At 65.4% G+C, this 17,445-nt stretch carries 10 protein-coding genes; 2 read left to right on the forward strand and 8 right to left on the reverse strand.

All coding sequences use genetic code 11. The features are described 5' to 3' along the window. Positions 1-63: 63 nt before the first annotated feature. From acnA to B4920_RS18095, 3 genes are all read right to left on the reverse strand, one after another. Positions 64-2,766 (reverse strand): aconitate hydratase AcnA, encoded by a 2,703-nt coding sequence (gene acnA / locus B4920_RS18085; protein WP_079436026.1) that lies wholly within the window; start codon positions 2,764-2,766, stop codon positions 64-66. A 141-nt stretch (positions 2,767-2,907) separates the two neighbouring features. Continuing rightward, a complete protein-coding gene (locus B4920_RS18090) occupies positions 2,908-3,639 on the reverse strand; it encodes a serine protease (protein WP_079436107.1) in 732 nt (243 codons plus the stop codon). A gap of 20 nt (positions 3,640-3,659) precedes the next feature. After that, the gene (locus B4920_RS18095) at positions 3,660-3,875 is read right to left on the reverse strand and encodes a glycine zipper 2TM domain-containing protein (protein ID WP_079436027.1); all 216 of its coding nucleotides are present in this window, start codon (positions 3,873-3,875) and stop codon (positions 3,660-3,662) included. A gap of 263 nt (positions 3,876-4,138) precedes the next feature. Between B4920_RS18095 and B4920_RS18105 the strand changes: the two genes are divergently transcribed. Further along, positions 4,139-4,291 (forward strand): DUF3309 family protein, encoded by a 153-nt coding sequence (locus B4920_RS18105; RefSeq protein ID WP_368664730.1) that lies wholly within the window; start codon positions 4,139-4,141, stop codon positions 4,289-4,291. 220 nt (positions 4,292-4,511) lie between these two features. On the opposite strand, the gene B4920_RS18110 is transcribed toward B4920_RS18105, so the two are convergent. The 4 genes from B4920_RS18110 to B4920_RS18125 all read right to left on the reverse strand — a co-directional run bounded on the left by B4920_RS18110 (position 4,512) and on the right by B4920_RS18125 (position 7,181). Beyond that, positions 4,512-5,075, reverse strand: coding sequence for a YSC84-related protein (locus tag B4920_RS18110; protein WP_079436031.1), 564 nt, complete (start codon positions 5,073-5,075; stop codon positions 4,512-4,514). Between the two features lie 179 nt (positions 5,076-5,254). Then, a complete protein-coding gene (locus tag B4920_RS18115) occupies positions 5,255-5,575 on the reverse strand; it encodes a chaperone modulator CbpM (protein ID WP_173862678.1) in 321 nt (106 codons plus the stop codon). 2 nt (positions 5,576-5,577) lie between these two features. Further along, complete coding sequence (locus B4920_RS18120) at positions 5,578-6,525, reverse strand: DnaJ C-terminal domain-containing protein (RefSeq protein ID WP_079436032.1); 948 nt, start codon at positions 6,523-6,525, stop codon at positions 5,578-5,580. Between the two features lie 2 nt (positions 6,526-6,527). Beyond that, on the reverse strand, positions 6,528-7,181 hold the full coding sequence (locus tag B4920_RS18125) for a hypothetical protein (protein ID WP_173862679.1): 654 nt from the start codon (positions 7,179-7,181) through the stop codon (positions 6,528-6,530). Positions 7,182-7,768: 587 nt separating this feature from the next. Between B4920_RS18125 and B4920_RS18135 the strand changes: the two genes are divergently transcribed. After that, positions 7,769-8,194: a LysR substrate-binding domain-containing protein gene (locus tag B4920_RS18135; protein WP_254050982.1), complete on the forward strand. Its 426-nt coding sequence runs from the start codon at positions 7,769-7,771 to the stop codon at positions 8,192-8,194. 29 nt (positions 8,195-8,223) lie between these two features. Here the strand turns inward: B4920_RS18135 and B4920_RS18140 are convergent, their stop codons facing one another. After that, positions 8,224-17,088: a glucoamylase family protein gene (locus B4920_RS18140; protein ID WP_368664729.1), complete on the reverse strand. Its 8,865-nt coding sequence runs from the start codon at positions 17,086-17,088 to the stop codon at positions 8,224-8,226. Positions 17,089-17,445: the final 357 nt, after the last annotated feature.

Raw genomic sequence — 17,445 nt, forward strand, 5'->3', positions numbered from 1 at the left:
CCAGCCAACATATGACTTTGTCGATTTCAAGCTGCGACCGGCCTCGATGGAGGGGAAAACACCTCACATGTGCAGCAGCTCCCGCAATACATAGGGAAGGATGCCCCCGTGCTGGTAGTACTCCACCTCCACCGGCGTATCGATACGCAGCAGCAGCGCGACGCTCCGGGCGGCTCCATCCAGCCGGCGAATCGTCAGCGTGACCGGCTGGCGCGGTGCGATGCCCTCTTCCAGGCCCGACAGATCGAACAGCTCATCGCCGCGGATCGCCAGCGTCGCCGCGTCGTTTCCATCCATGAACTGCAGCGGCAGCACGCCCATGCCGACCAGGTTGGAGCGGTGAATGCGTTCGAAGCTCTTGGCCACCACCGCTTTCACGCCGAGCAGGCGGGTGCCCTTGGCGGCCCAGTCGCGGCTCGATCCGGTTCCGTATTCTTCGCCGGCAAAGATCAGCGTCGGCGTGCCGGCGGCCAGGTAGCCCATCGCCGCGTCGAAGATGGACTTGCGCTCGCCCCCCGGCTGGACCAGCGTCAAGCCGCCCTCCACTGGCTTGCCGGTCGCGTCGGCGGGCAGCATCCGGTTACGGATGCGCACATTGGCGAAGGTGCCGCGCACCATCACTTCATGGTGCCCCCGGCGCGAGCCATAGCTGTTGAATTCGTCGGGCGACACCCCATGGGCCTGCAGCCACAGTCCGGCCGGTGAGGCCGGCTTGATTGAACCGGCCGGGCTGATATGGTCGGTGGTCACCGAGTCGCCGAAGATCGCCAGCGCGCGGGCGTTGCGAATGACCGGCAGCGGCGCGGGCTGCAAGCCGAAGCCGGCGAAGAACGGCGGCTCGGCGATGTAGGTGGAGGCGTCCCAGCCGTAGGTCTGGCCGGTGCTGGTGGCGATCCGGTTCCACAACGGGTTGCCGGTGGCAAAGTCGGCGTAGAGACGGCGGTAGATCACCGGGTCTGTAGCGTGGGCTAGGGCCGCGGCCACCTCCTGCTGGCTCGGCCAGATGTCGCGCAGGAAGACCGGCGTGCCGTCGCTGCCAATGCCGAGCGGCTCCGTCGCCATGTCGATGCCGACCCGTCCGGCCAACGCGAAGGCCACCACCAGCGGCGGGCTCATCAGAAAGTTGGCCTTGATGGCCGGATGGATGCGGGCCTCGAAGTTGCGATTGCCCGACAGCACCGCCGCGCACACCAGATCGTGGCCGGCGATCAGGCCTTCCAGTTCCGGCGCCAGCGGACCGGCATTGCCGATGCAGGTGGTGCAGCCGTAGGCCACCACGCGAAAGCCCAGCGCCTCCAGCGGCTCCAGCAGGCCGGCCTTGCCCAGGTAATCCGTCACTACCCGTGAGCCTGGGGCAAGGGATGTCTTGATATGGGACGCGACCTTCAGGCCACGGGTCACGGCCTTCTGCGCCAGCAACCCGGCGGCCAGCATCACCCCCGGATTGGAGGTATTGGTGCACGAGGTGATGGCGGCGATCAAGACATCGCCGTGACCGAGGCTGGAACCGTCGGCCAGCAGCGAACGTTCGGCTTGCTCCCCCGCCACTTTCCCGTAGCCGCCCTCGCCTGCCGGCCGGGCCAGCAGGGTGTCGAAACGCGCTTTCAACTCGGGCAGGACAATGCGGTCCTGGGGGCGCCCGGGGCCGGCCACACTGGGCACCACGGTGGCGAGGTCCAGTTCCAGTTGCGCGCTGTAGTCGATCTCGCCGGTCCGCGGGATGCCGAACAACTCCTGAGCCTGGTAGTAGCTGACGAAAGCCTCCACCTCCTCGTCGCTACGCCCGGTCGCGGCGAGATAGGCGGCGGTGACTTCGTCAGGTGGAAAGAAGCCCATCGTCGCGCCGTACTCCGGTGCCATGTTGGCGAGGGTGGCCCGGTCCGGCAGGCTTAGAGAGGCCGTGCCGTCGCCGAAGAACTCGACAAACTTGCCGACCACCCGAGCCTTGCGCAGCATCTCGGTGACCGCCAGCACCAGATCGGTGGCGGTGACGCCCTCCCGCAGACGGCCGGCAAGGTGCACACCGACCACGTCCGGGGTAAGGATGTACACCGGCTGGCCGAGCATGCCGGCTTCCGCCTCGATGCCCCCCACGCCCCACCCGACCACGCCGAGGGCGTTGATCATGGTGGTGTGGGAATCGGTGCCGACGAGGGTATCGGGGTAATACAGGTCGCCCTGGCGGATCACACCACGGGCCAGGTACTCCAGGTTCACCTGATGCACGATACCGATTCCCGGCGGTACCACGCGGAAGCTGTCAAAGGCCTGCATGCCCCATTTGATGAAACGGTAGCGCTCCGCATTGCGGTGGAATTCGAGACGCATGTTGAGGTCGAGGGCATCGGCTTCGCGGAAATGGTCCACCTGAACCGAATGGTCGACCACTAGATCCACCGGCACCCTCGGCTCGATGATTCCCGGATTCCTGCCGAAGCGTTGCGCCACGCCGCGCATGGCGGCCAGATCACACAGCAGCGGCACGCCGGTGAAGTCCTGCAGCACGATGCGGGCCACCACGAAGGGAATCTCGTCGCTGCGTTCTGCCAGGGCCTGCCAGCCGGCCAGGCGGCACACATGGGCTTCGGTGATGCGCTTGCCATCGAGGTTGCGCAGCAGGGATTCGAGCATGATGCGCAGGGAAACCGGCAGGCGGCCCAGGTGAGGAAATCCAGTGGCCTCCAGTGCCGGCAGCGAATGGAGGCGCCCCCTACGGCCAGAACCTATTTCGAAGTCACGAAGGGTGTCGAAAGTGCGGGCGGGCATGGCGGACTCCTGTGGCGCTACGCTGACCGGACCGTAGGCGGAAAGCGCCCGCGAGATCCGAAGGAAAAACGAACCGGCCCCCTTTCGGACTCCCTCGCCCCGGCATCGTTCGCCCCCACTCGAAAGACGCTCGGGCCGGCGTCAGGTCGCCGTCAAGGTGAGCAGGATGTCCGCGTACCACGCGCTATTGAGGCCGAGCATTTCGTCGTCCTTCAAGTCCCGTGGGCCGACGTCGAACCTTCCTGAATGGACACCCAGCAAGATCCACGGCAGATCCTCCCGTCCGGTATCCGGTCTGGCGATCCGCATGACCACCGGCGCACCGCTGCTACCTCGGTGGGTCCGGGCATCGGTCAGGAAATAGCCTTGCCCCTGAAAGCGCAGGCCGAAGGACGAGGCGACGATCCCATGACGGACCACCGGAATATGGTGCAGGGTGTCGTGGAAGCCAAGGGGAAAACCGAGGATCAGCAAGGCCGTCCCGACCTCTACCAGCTCGAACTGCCCCAGCAAATGCCGCGGCGTGAAGGCGCGGTAAAGCGTATAGGGCGGCAGCGCACCGCGTTCGATGGGGATCACCGCCACGTCGATCTTGCCTGCCGTATCCGTCCCCTGCCGCCAGACGCTACGGCCCGCCTGGTACAGGGGAATGGAAAACCCGGTGGACGCGGCGATGTTGGCCGGGTCGATGTGCAGCTCGATCTCGATCCGGGTCGGGGCATGACCGGTCGGCTCGTCGTAGAGCACGTGACGGCTGGTCACGAGGAACAGCTGGCCGTCCCGCTCGAAGAAAAAGCCGCTGGCACTGGTCAAGCGCCGCTGCGGGGAGAACGTGGAAATTCGCGCTGCAGTGAGGAGAAGGGATTCGATCATGTCCGCACCCGGCATGTCCCCTATTTCTTGATCTCGTGGCCGATGACGCCACCAACCGCCGCGCCGCCAATCGTTCCAGCCGTGCTGCCACCGGTCAGCACCGCGCCACCGACGGCGCCGATACCGGCCCCCACCGCGGTGCTCTTGTCCCGCGCCGACATTCCGGAACAGGCACTCAGGCCCAGCAGCAGTGTCGTAGCGACAGCGCAAAGGGTTAGTTTTTGGATGCTTTTCATGATAGGACTCCTCGACAACCTGCAAGGCGGGATATGTCGCACTTTCAAGGAGAGCCCGGCATACCGTTCCGTCGCAGCAAGGAAACCCAGGGGACTCCTTGGCTCGGATAAATTCAAGCTACGGGACGTCGTAGCGGGAGTCTGTCTGCTGACGTACACAACCGGGAGCTTTCAAGGCATGTTCGATAGCGTACAGACGGCGCTCCGCGGGTGAGTAGGATCGAAAGATCCTCATTACTCGCCCAAGGAGACATCAAATGTCCATCGGAACCGTACTGCTGATCGTGTTGATCCTGCTGCTGGTCGGCGCCTTGCCCAGCTGGCCCCATAGCCGGAGCTGGGGTTACTACCCCAGCGGCGGGCTTGGCCTGGTGGTGGTGATCCTGGTGATCCTGCTGCTGTTGGGCCGCATCTAGGATGATTGCTCTCCCATCTGTTGCCGCAGGTCAGCACGCTGACTCACGCAGCCTTTGCCGCACGGTACGCAGCCAGGTCGGCCGTTCCCGCACCGATGTTGGCCACATCCAGCTGGACAGCCCTCATCCCATATTCCCCATTCGGATATTGCAACGACAGCGGAGCGCCCCGGAAAGACGGGGCACTCCGCTGCCGTGATCGGCTTTTTGCTGAACCGGATCAGCGCTTGATTCGGGAGATCTTCGTGCCTTCGATGCTGAGGCTGGCCATCAGGCCCTGCTGATCGAAGATGAACGCATAGGCGTCGTCCTTGAGGGTCGAGGTGGACAGATTCTTGGCAGCGCCTTCATTCACCACCACCACGCTGGGACCAACGCCGATTTCCCAGCCTTGCGACTTGTCCAGGTAGTGCACGGCCTTGTCGCTCATCAGGAAGACCACATAACCATAGGATTCGGCACCCGCCTGCCAGCCCCACGAAGCGGATACGGTGTTGTAGTAGCCCGCGGTGGTGGAGCCCTTCATCAAGACACCTTCACCGTAGCTGCCGCCAAACACCAGCCCCGCCTTGATGACCTTCGGAAACACCAGGATCGCCCGTGCCTTCTTTGAAATGCTCTCGGCAATCGGGTTCGTCTTGTATAGCAACTGCAATGCCTGGGCCGCATCCTTGTTCAGATCCTCTGCGGTCGCGGCAAAAGCAGGAGCACCGAAGCCCCCAAGGGCGAACGAGGCGGCCGTCACGAGAATGAGCTTGTGAAAATTACGACGTACATTGGTCATGTTCCTGTCCCTCACGTTATTCCGTCATCGCCAAAGGACTCCGGAAGTCTTATGGAAAGCGGCGCCTGGTCCAACGGATCAGTCACTGGACACGGCGAGTGTTCATGCTGCGCCAATCGCCCTGGGGATTCCGTACGCTAACGAACAGAGCAGCAATTCCGGCTGTCATTTGCCGTCAATCAAAGCGCACCCAGCACTCGCAGACGTTCCCGCAGGGCTTCCACCTCATCCAGCAGTTGTAGGGCCAGCGCCGCGCCGGCCAGGTTGAGTCCGAGATCACGCCGCAGCCGCAGGGCGACCGTGGCCCGGCGCAAATGCACGCCTGTAAAACGCCAGCGATGAGGCTCTCGCCCCAGCGGAGTCAGCACCCCTTCGTCCACCAGCTCGACGATGCTGTCGGCGCGTACCGCGCAAGCACGGCAGAGCTCGATCAAGGTCAGCCCGGTCTGCTCTTCGAGGATCGTTACACTGGCTTGGGGCAGCATCTTCTCGTCGTCCATTTTCAGACTCCAGCTACAGATCGCGGGTCAAAGAATTGGAACTGCTTGGCCATTTCGGTATAGAACGCCCGGGCCGCCTCACTGTCGGCCGGTGGCAGCGCAATCTGCAGCACTGCATAGAAATCTCCTGGCGTAGAGCCGGGAATACCGCGGCCCTTCAGGCGCAGCTTGCGACCGGCCACCGCGTTAGGCGGAACCTTGACCTCGACGGCCCCGCTCGGTGTCGGTACTTCCACTTGCGCCCCCAATGCCGCCTCCCAGGGCGCGACGCGCAGATCGAAATAGACGTCCCGCTGCTCGACGCGATAGTGCGGATGCGGCGAGAACTCCACCTCCAGGTAAAGATCCCCGGCCGGCCCTTGCCCCACGCCGGGCATGCCCTGCCCGGCCAGGCGAATGTGCTGCCCGGCGCGGATGCCACGGGGAATCGACACATTGAGGGTGTGCTTGCGCAGATGCACACGTCCTTGCCCGTCCACTTCGGGCATCTGCAGGACGAGGCTGCGTGTAGCCCCCGTATAGGCATCCTCCAGGTCGATCTGAACGCGGGCATGGTGATCCTGGCCACGGGCGTGAAAACCACCGCCAGTACGATGCCCGCCGTGGGCGCGGCGACCGTAGAGCGACGCAAAGAAATCGCTGAAATCACTGTCTTCGGCCTCTCCGGACGGGCCATCCGAAAACTCGAAGCCCGCGCTTCCGCCCGGCGGTGGCCGAAAGTCCTGGCCGGCTTTCCAGTTGCTCCCCAGTTGATCGTAGGCGGCCCGCTTCTCCAGGTCTTTCAGCACCGCGTAGGCCTCTCCGAGCTCCTTGAAACGGCTCTCCGCATCGGGCACCTTGCTGACGTCGGGATGATACTTGCGCGCCAGTTGGCGATAGGCACGTTTGATCTCGTCCTGGGTCGCATCCCGCGCCACCCCCATGATCGCGTAGTAGTCCTTGAATTCCATGATCACTTGGCGCGCGGACGCGACTGCCTGGGCTGCACCGCTTGGAGTCTTCCGGCCCTCAGCGCCTCGACCGCCTTGGCCACCGCGCGTGCCACGTTGCGCACGTCCTCCTGCATGGGCTCGTCCCAGTCCAGGGTGTTGTGGCTATCGGCGTAGGGCGCGTAATAACCAATGAAACGGTCCAGGCGTGCCAACGGACCAGCATCGATGAAACCCATCCAGTCGAGCCAGTCCGACAGGCCGCGGCGGGAATCCTCGATGCCCGCCACATCCCCATGGACCACCACCCCATAGACACGCCCCGCCAGATGCTGTGGATAGTCCCAACCCGCCATCTCCAGTGCCTTTGCCTTGTCCGCATCCTTGCCCGAGGTGGTCGTCGGGTCCGGGTTGCCGCATCGGCGCACACTGCGCTGCCGGTCCGCCCCCCATTCCGCCGACAGGGACTGAGCCGGATCTGCGTAATCAGGCCCGGCCATCTGCTGGAAGAGTGACTTGCGCCCCTCCACATAAGCCCGCCAGGCGATCTCCTCCAGCCGCGCCAAGGCTTCGTCCTCCTCCCTGAAGGCCCGGTCGGCGAAAGAGGCCCGGAAGCGCTCCGAAAATGCCGACCGTTCCAGACGCCCTGGAGCCTGCCCCTCGCGAACACGGATCATGCCGGACTCACCCGCCCGCCCGCTCATCGGCGGACCTGGCATGGGAATGGTTTGTGGGTGGCATGAAGCGTCTCCTCGCAGAATGCAGAACACCGGGGGCCGACCGTAACAAGGCGGCGACCCGGCCGTCCGTGCGCTAGCGAACACAACGCGGGGCATGCTGGTCCATTTCATCCGTCGGACTCAAGCATGAAGTCCCTCCCGGTATTTCTCAGAGGGACTCTCGATCTGTCTTAAGCATGTAGCGCCGGCATCAACACCTGAATCGATTCGCCGCCATCTGGCGTCACCCAACTACCGGCCAGTTCAGCAATCAACTGGTTAGTGCTGGTCAGCGTCACACCAGCACGCTCCATCCGCCGCAAGGCGATGTCGTCGGGGATCCGCCCGCATCGGCGACAACCTACACCTCGAACCCATCCCCCCCAAGCTCAGCGCCGGATAGACGGTACACACATCGTTGATGACGCCTGCAATGATCAGCCTCTTGCGGCCGATCGCTTTCACCGCTGCGGCAAAGTTTTCATCCTCCGTCGCATTGACGATGCCGAAGCGCTTGACGCGAGCAGCGAATTCAAGCGGAAGAATTGTCTCCAGCTCGTTCAGTAAGGGCCCCTGGGCGTATTCCTACATGCATCGAACAGTTTGGCGAGCCTTCCCACCCCTACGATCTGGCAAAGCACGAGTGCATCGGATTTCGGGCAGCAAAATCCAATGTGTGGGTGCTGCACAACACCGAGGAATCGCTGGAGGTCGCCGTCGGTGGCCGCTTCCAGCTCAATAGCGTCGGCCTGATCCGGCGACTGGCCGCACTCGATCAAGGCATCGCCGTCCTGCCCGCAGAAATCGTGGCAGAAGATGTGGCGCAGGGGCGGTTGCGTCGAGTCCTTCCCGATTGGGAGGGCCCCCCCACCCCCGTCTACGCAATGACCGAGACGCGGTTGTTACCGGCCAAGACACAGCGGTTTATTGAATTCCTGAAGGAACGGCTTGGCGTCCATACTCACGCATGAAGGTTTCCACAACCACGGTAAGCCGTTACTCACGCTGGTTCCCCTTGATGCGGTCTAGTCAGCAGCAGAGGCGATGTATATGTTTTCCCGTCATTCCGGCCATACCTCAAGTAGACCCGATGCACCCGGCCGTCATCGACCAGCTGGACCCTGCCGTCGTGTTGCGCAATGCCATCGACGAACAGGCCGGTTTCTTCGTGCTCCGCGACGGCTGAAATTTGCGAGACGTTGATGTGGAACTCCGTTTCCCCGTAGCGGTAACGGATCGTGTATCCCGACCAGTCGGCAGGCAGACGCGGGGTCAGACGCAGCACGGTGCCTTCGCGCTGCAACCCGAGCAACGACTCTAGGATCAACCGGTACAACCAGCCGGCGGCGCCGGTGTGCCAACTCCATCCGCCACGCCCGACGTGAGGCTCTGCCGCATAAACATCCGCTGCGACGACGTAGGGTTCCAGCTTGTAAACCGCCACGCCTTCCGCCGAGCGGGTGTGGTTGACCGGATTGATCAGCCTCAGCACCGACCAGGCGCGCTCCGCATCACCCAGCTCGGCAAAGGCCATCGCGGTCCAGACCGCCGCATGGGTGTATTGCCCACCGTTTTCACGCACGCCCGGCACGTAGCCGCGGATGTAGCCCGGAGCCAGGGACGAGGTGTCGAAGGGCGGTGCAAGGAGTCGGACCACGCCATTCTCCCGGCTCACCAGATAAGTATCGACGGCATTCATCGCCATGCGCGCCCGCACGGGGTCCGCGGCACCGGACAGCACTGCCCAGCTCTGCGACACCGAGTCGATGCAGCACTCAGCGTTGCTGCTGGAGCCCAGCGGCGTGCCATCGTCAAAGTAGGCACGGCGATACCACTCACCCTCCTCCCCGTCCCAGCCATGCTCTTCGAGCGTGTCGCGCAAACGTAGGTTTTCGTTCCGGCACTGCGCGGCGAAGGCCGCATCGCCACGGGCCTCGGCAAGCTTAGCGAACTGACCGAGCACGGTATACAGGAAGAAGCCCAGCCAGACGCTCTCACCCTGGCCTTCGATTCCAACCCTGTTCATGCCGTCGTTCCAATCACCGGACCCTATCAAGGGCAGGCCGCGGGCGCCGAAACGCAGGGAGTGCAAAATGGCCCGCGCGCAGTGCTCGTACAGGCCGGCGACCTTAACCGAGGATGCGGGCTGGTCGTAATACGAATCCTCCCCCGGATCGACCGGGCGGCCTTCGAGAAACGGCACTGTCTCGTCGAGTACGCCCGCATCGCCGGTCACCGCGACATAGCGGCATACCGCCAGCGGCAGCCAAAGGGCGTCGTCGGAACAATGGGTGCGCACCCCCCGCCCCATCGGCGGATGCCACCAGTGCTGGACGTCCCCCTCGACGAACTGGCGGCTGGCGCAGAGCAGCAGATGAGCCCGGACTCGCGCCGGTTCGGCATGGACCAAGGCCATCACGTCCTGCAACTGGTCACGGAAGCCGAAGGCGCCGCCCGACTGGTAATAGCCACCGCGCGCCCACAAGCGGCAGGCCAGTGTCTGGTAGATCAGCCAGCCATTGACCAACACATCGACCGCGGGGTCGGGCGTTTCGATGTGCACTGCGCCGAGCGTGCGGCGCCAATAGGCATGCACCGCATCGAGGGCCCGGTGCGCTTCGCCAACGCCCTGGACACGTGCGGCCAGGCGGTCGGCCTCCTCCGCATCGCCAGCGACACCGAGGCGGAAGGCCATCTCCCGCGTCTGGCCGGCGGCCAGTTCGAAGCCCGACTGGATCGCCGCGCAGGGGTCCAGCCCGCCGCCGACCCGGCCCGACAGCCCGGTGCGCTGCATGGCCGAGGGCTTGCGCAGGGAGCCGTGGCGCCCGATGAACTCGCTGCGATCGGCGCTCAGACCGACCGCCTCGTCGGCATGGAAGAAGGCGACGCGGCCCGGGAAGTCGATGCTGTAGGCGTTGCGGGCCGTCAGCGCACCGCTGTGCGGCGCGATCTCGGTGATCACATGCATGGCTGATTTCTCGCGCAGGTCGCCCATCACCCATTCCACGTAGCCCGTGGCCGAGAGGTAGCGCGGTCGTCCGGACTCGTTGTTCAACTTCAACAGCGAGAACTTGACCGCCATGTCCACCGCCACAAACACTGTGAGCTCCGAGTGGATCCCGTCCACGCGGGTTTCAAAGACGCTGTAGCCGAAGCCGTGACGGATCGTGTAGGCCGCATCCGCCGGCGCCGGCAAGGGCGTGGGCGACCACACCCGGCCGCTTTCCTCGTCGCGCAGATAGATCGCTTCGCCGCTGGGGTCGCATAAGGGGTCGTTGTGCCACGGCGTCAGGCGGAACTCGTGGGCGTTCTCGCTCCAGGTGTAGGCGCCGCCGCTTTCCGAAATCAGCGTCCCGAAGTGCGGATTGGCCAGTACATTCGACCACGGGGCCGGCGTCGGAGCGGCGGAGTGCACGGTGATGACGTATTCGCAGCCATCCGGAGTGAAACCGCCAAGCCCGTTGGCAAGGATCAGCTCATCCTCGGCCGGAGCCGCCAGCGGCGCCCGGCCCGGAGGTTCGGGACGGTAGGGCCGGATCGGCACCAGCGGCGGCATGTTGGTGACCGCCTGCACCCGGTGATCGAGCTGCTCGGCCAGCGTGCCCCGGCAATCGGAGAGGATCACACGGGCGACGGCCTGGAACAGCAGCCGGTCCTCGACGGAGATTTGCTCGACCGGGCGGACGAAGATGTTCCCCGGCCGGTCGCCCAGACCACCGCTGCCAGAGGCGACGAGGTCGATGATCTGCTCCTGCAGACGTTGCCGGTAGCCGGCGTGGTCCTCGTTCCAGATCACCAGGTCCACCGCCAGGCCCTTCAGGCGCCAGTAGGCGTGTGCCTGCACGAGCTGGCGCACCAGCTCGATGTTGGCGGCATCACCGATCTGCAGCAACACGATAGGCAGGTCCCCGGAGATGGTATAGCCCCACAAGCCCGACTGACCGCGGCGGTTCTTGACGAGGAGTGCGGTTTCGGCACGCAGCGCCGGGCTGGCGTACAGCACCGCGCCGGCCAGGCGGGCATAGAGCTGGGCATCCGCCTCCACCGCGTTGAGCTGCTGCAATTCCACTTCGCTATGGGTCCACGCCAGGTCGAAGACGCGGTCGGCAAGATGGCGATCCCGATACTTGCCGACCAGGCACAGCGCCGCGTCGTGGCTGTCAGCCATGCCGGTGACGATGTCGACACTGGTGGACTGCTCCGGGTCGAGGAAGAAGCGCTGGCGGATAGCGACGATAGGGTCGAGCACCGGCCCCGCGCTGCCGGACAATGGGCCGGTTTCGCTCAGAGCCAGAGGGAATGCGGTGGTCCGCGTGCGTCCAATGAAACGGGCGCGGTCGGTCTCCCACGAGACGGCATCCACCTCCACGCCATGCACGGCCATCACATGCAGCATCCACGGCGTCGCTTCTTCAGGGGAGCGCGGCCGGCGCATGCACAGGATGGCCTGCTGCTGCGGCAGGATTTCGGTCTGCACGAACAGCTTGCTGAAGGCCGGATGAAGGGCGTCGGCTGCCGGCGGGGCAATCACTACTTCGGCGTAGCTGGTGATTTCGATCTCCCGGCGGCGGGACGAACGGTTGGTCAGGCGAACGCGGCGCAGCTCGATGTCGTCTTCCGGCGAAACAACGATCTCTGTGTAGGTTTCGATATCGCCGTCGGGTTCGACGGGATCGCAGCGCCGGAACTCCACCCGCCCTTCCGAGAGGATCGCCTCGTAATCCGTCGGCCGGTGGCAGGTCGGCTGATGGGCGGTGGACCAGAACAGTCCGCTGGCCACGTCGCGGATGTAGCAGAACGAACCCTGGTCGTCGCACGCACCGTCCTCCCTCCAACGGGTGACAGCCAGGTCGCGCCAGCGGCTGTAGCCGCTGCCGGCGTTGTTGATCATCACCCGATAACGGCCGTTGGACAGCAGCTGGACTTCGGGTGTGGGGGTATCCGGCGTATTGAACATCCGCACCGGAGTGGCCTGCGGAATGACCCGCGCGCGCAAGCCGGAGAGCTCGGCGGCATGGGAGAACAGGCCGGCGGCCCGCGGCACCCGCTCCTGGAGCAGCGGCATGACCGCCTGGAACAGGCGCTCCGACTCGAAGCGGCGCTGTATCGGACGATCCAAGATGAGCCAGGCCAGGGCCAGCAGGCTCATGCCCTGGTGGTGGGCCATGAAGGCCCGTACCACCGCCCTGGCCTGCCCGCGGCGCTGGCGGGCGGGTGTGTAATCGATGGCTTCGAAGAAGCCGAACTGGCCCATGAAACCCTCTGCAGCCAGGCGCCGGAGATTGGCACAGGCGGCCACGGGCGCGACCATCAGCGCCATCACCGAAGCGTAGGGCGCGACGACCAGATCCTCGACCAGGCCGGGCTTGAGGCCCAGCCCGGGCACGCCAAAGGCGCGGTACTGGTAGATCAGCTGGGCATCGACCGTGTTGTAGGCCGATTCGGACATGCCCCAGGGCACACCGCGTTGCCGGCCGTATTCGATCTGGCGGGCAACCGCCGCCTTGCAGGTCTGATCGAGCAGCGTGCGCTCGTAGGTCGGCATCACCAACTGCGGCATCAGGTACTCGAACATCGACCCGCTCCACGACAGGAGCACCGGCTCGCCGCCGGCCCTGGTCAGCAGGCGCCCCAGGGCAAACCAGCTTTCCTTCGGCAAGGCCCCCTGGGCAATGCCGACAAAACTCGCCAGCCGCGCCTCCGAGGCCAGCAGGTCGTAGCAACTGGCATCCGCGCGCCGGTTCTGCACGTTGTAGCCGATGCTCAACAGGTGCCGCGAGGCGTCGAACAGGAAGTCGTAATCCATCTGCGCCAGCGCCACGCACTGCTGCGCCAGGGCTTCGATGACGGCCATGCGTTCACTGGCGCGGGCGCTCCCTTCGGCGAGCGCGTGCTGGAGATCAATGAGCCAGGTGCGCTGGGCGGCACTGTCCGCGCCATCGAGCCGTGCTTGCAGAGACGGGCCGAGCACACGGTCGAGCGTTGCCGACGTGCGCAGGGTCGGCAGTCCGATCTCGCCGAACAGCCAGTCCGGCACGTCGTCCAGCCCTGCGGGCGGCTTCCCGAGTGCGAGCCACGGGGCCAGAAACTCGATCTCGCTTCGTACGCTCCGGAGCTGCTCAGTCAGCGCCTGCGCCCAGCGGCTCGCCTCCAGCGCGGGAGGGGTCGCGTCGCCGCTGGCGAGCCGGCTGGCGGTGTATGCCACGACAGCGTCGGCATCGGCCGTCAGTTCACCAAGAATCTCCCGTAGCGCCGGCAGCGTGCCTGGAAGCGCGGCCACCGCCGCGTCCAGCGCCGCCCGCAACGCCGTCAGCGGGCTCTCCGCGACGGGGGCTAGCGTCTCGGAGAGTAGCGCGACGGTGTCGCCGAGGCCGTCGAAGACCTTGGGCGACACGATCCGCTCATCGGCAAGAGCGAGCTGCCCCGCCCTCAGGGTCAATAGATGGCCGGCGAGGTTGCCGCTGTCCACCGTCGACACGTACAGCGGCTGCAGGGCCTGCAGGGTCTGGGTGTCGTACCAGTTATAGAAATGGCCCCGGTAGCGCTCCAGCCCATCCAGCGTGCGTAAGGTATGGGCGGTTCGCTCGACAAGCGGGCCGCCAAGGATGTAGCCAAAGTCGTAAGCCGCCAGATTGGCCAGCAGCGCCAACCCGATGTTGGTCGGTGAAGTACGATGGGCCAGCGTGGCAACCCGATACTCCTGGTAGTTGTCAGGCGGCAACCAATTATCGGCCGGGCCGACGAAGGTATCGAAGAACGACCAGGTGCGCCGCGCCAGCCCGCGCAGGAAGCGCGTCTGCTCTGCCGTCAGCACCGCCCGGCGGACAGCCAGGGGGCGACTGATCCACCAGGCCAGCACCGGCGACGCAAACCACAACAGCAGCACCGGTCCGGCCACCCACAGCGCCGTCGGCGCCACGGCGACCAGACCGAGCGCAATCGCCACGCTCAACAGCGGGGCGCTCGACATCCGCCGGTAGGAGGCGATCAGGCCATTGCGGGACTGGGTTCCCAGCACCCGCTCGATCTCGCTCGACGGACACCATTCGAGCAATCTCCGGTGGCTCGCCCCCATGCGCCACAAGGTACGGGCGATGGCCTCCAGGCTGAAGGAGGCCTCGTACGGCAAGCAGGCGAATTCGAAGCCGAGTTGCGCAAGCCTACGGGACAAGGCGTTCAACACGACCGCCAGGTGCTGTTTGAGCAGCATCTCGTCCGGCAGGCGGAGCAGGTCGACGGTGGCCGCGCACACGCTCGGCAACAGCAGGATGCCGATCAGCGACGCCGTCCATAGCAGGGATGGTTTCAGGAACAGCCAGCCCAGCACCAGCAGGAGCAGCTGTGCGCCTGGAACGAGGCTGCGCCGCAGGTTGTCCGCCAGTTTCCATTGAGACAGGAGCGACAGCGGATTGGTCTGGCGGTGGGTATCAGCCCCGTCGGGACCGTCCTTGCAGGCACAGGGCACCTTGGGCAGCAGCCAGGCGAGGAGCTGCCAGTCACCGCGAATCCAGCGATAACGCCGGCTTACATCGACGCTGTAACTGGCCGGGTGATCTTCGTAGAGCAGGCCGTCGCTCAACAGCCCGGCCCGGGCATAGCAGCCTTCCAGCAGGTCGTGGCTGAGAATCCGGTTGTCGGGAAAGCGCCCCCCCAGCGCGCGCTCGAAGGCATCCACATCGTAAATGCCCTTACCGATGAAGGAGCCTTCGCCAAACAGGTCCTGGTACACATCGGAGATGGCACGGGTATAGGGGTCGATACCCGCCTCGGCACCGAACAGCTGGGCGTAGCGCGACCGGCATGCGCCGGGGAGGCTGATTCCCACGCGGGGTTGCAGGATGCCGTAACCGGCCACGACCCGCCCTTTATTCTCGTCGTAGACCGGCTGGTTGAGCGGGTGGGCCATGGCGCCGACGAACTGGCGGACCGCGTCCTGGGCCAACTGCGTGTCGGTGTCGAGGGTGATGACGTACTTCACGCCGGCCAGGATCGCCGTGTCGCCGACGATCGTCGCAAAGCCCTCTCCCCCGCTGCCGCGCAGCAGCGCGTTGAGGTCGGCCAGCTTGCCGCGCTTGCGCTCGCTGCCCATCCAGCTGCGCTCCTGCGGATTCCAGCGCCGCGGGCGGTGGAACAGGAAGAAGATGTCCTGCCCCTCCGCGGCATAGCTCGCATTGAGGGTCTCGATACCGGCCCGCGCCTGCGCCACCAGCGCATCGTCCGTGGGGAGCGAGGCCTGCGGCGCATCGAGGAAATCCGTGAGCAAGCCGAAATGCACGCAGCCGTCACGGTTGGCCAGGAAGCGGACCTCCAGCGCTTCGAGCAGGTTTGCGACGCCCGCCGGATTGCTCAACATCGTTGGCACCACCACCAGGCTGCGACATTGCGCCGGAATGCCGGTCGAGAAATCCATCCGCGGCAAGGAATGTGGCTTCACCAGCAAGGTGGCCAGCCAGTTGCTCAGTGCCACCGCAAGCTGGCTGGTGACCGGCAGCGTCAGCAGCGCGAGCGGCAACAACGCCCAGACCGGCCATTCGGCCGCCAGGGCTGCGTACAGCAACGCGGCGCTGACGATCGCTGCGATCAGCGCGATGCCGCCCAGGTACAGCGGCAGGGCTACGCGGGATGCCGTCCGGCGCAGGCTCTCCACGGTGCCGGGGTGCGTTCCCGCCACCCGCTCAAGTTCAGACCGGCCTGCATCGATGAGGTAATAGCCGACATGGGCGGTTCTTGCGTCGCCAGCGCCTGACGCCCGGGCCAGGTCCACCGCCTTCAGGGCCACCTCGTGCTCGGTGAGGGCGCTCTTCTTGGCGATCTCTTCGGTGGCGTGGCGATAGCGGTCGCGGGTTGCAAAGTCCATCCGTACATAGACACCGCCGGGGTCGTCGCGCAGGGTCTGCTCGACCAGGCTCAGGCTCTCGACGAAATCCCGCCAGTCCATCGCCCCCAGCACGCGCAGGCTGCCGATGCTGTTGCTGATGGAGACCTGGTCAGCGGCCTGGCGCTGGTTCTCCGCTTGCACCACGCCGGCGATGCTCAGGCCAGACTGCGCCAGGCGCTGCTCGATCCAGCTCAGAGGCAAGGCCAGTGCGGGTCCCCGTCCCTGCAGGCGGCGCGCCAACTCGGCGACAAAGGCACCGGCCATCGGCGGCTCCGAGCGGACCATGTCGGCAACGACCAGGATCAGGTCTTTGCCATCGGTCTCAATAGCCTCGGTCATCCGGTCCGCCCAAGTGTCGGCCAGCCCCCGTTCGCCCCAGCCGGCCGCGATCCCCACGCTGACCCGCCTGAGGTTCTCGATGACCGCCAAGCGCAGCATGATCGGAATCGCCCACAACTCGCCCAGCTTGAGCGGCGCGACACTCTGGTAGCTCGCAACGAAGCGGCCCAGGCTTTCCGCGTCCACCCGGCCATCGCCATGGGCTACGGCCTCGAGGGCGATGTCGTACACCCTTGGCCGCCCGGCCAGGGCCAGCGCGCCATTCAGGTGCGGAAGTTCGCGGCTGTACCCCTCCGGCAGCAACCGCCGGGCCATGCGGATCTGCTCTTCGATGAGATAGAAATTGTCGAGCAGCCACTCGCCGGCCGGCGCAATGCGCCGATTATCGGCGACCGCCTCGGTGAGCAGACGACAGGCATCGAAGAGCGTGTGCTCGTTGTCTGCCAGGCGAGCCAGCAACCGGTCGGGCACGAACGGTCCACGGGCAAGGGTATGGGAGCCGGCAAGCGCTTTGCCGTGCAAGGCCATCTGGTCGGCGCTGAACAGTTCCGCCCGCAGCGGGGGTTCGTCAACTGCCGACGCGTGGGGGCCGCGCTTGCTGAAGAACAGGGCCTTCAACGGTCTGTAGCGCATGCTCGGCGCGCTCACGGCAAGACTGCGTGCGACAAGGCCCCGATTGCGAGGAGCGCCGGGCAGGTCACCCGCCCAGGCAGTAAAAGCGTGTTGTCGTACACAAGGACAGGAGACTGCGGGTAATGAAGCAGGACTGTTGGCATGGGGAACCTTCCGCCGTTCGCCATGCAACGGCTGGCGATGGACCGGAGTGCCTAGCCTTCAACCGTGCTGGCGGCAAACAGGCATGTCCTCCACGTCGTGGCCAGGCCAATCCGCAGCCCGTCGCAAACGCCAGAGAACATGGCGAAACCTCCCTTGAAGCCTAGCGCCTGGACCTGCGTGGGTCGGTGCGCTCTCGCACATAAGGAGGGTCGGCGAATGCGGGAGTCA

The sequence above is a fragment of the Zoogloea sp. LCSB751 genome, assembly GCF_002028455.1.
Taxonomy (GTDB): domain Bacteria; phylum Pseudomonadota; class Gammaproteobacteria; order Burkholderiales; family Rhodocyclaceae; genus Zoogloea.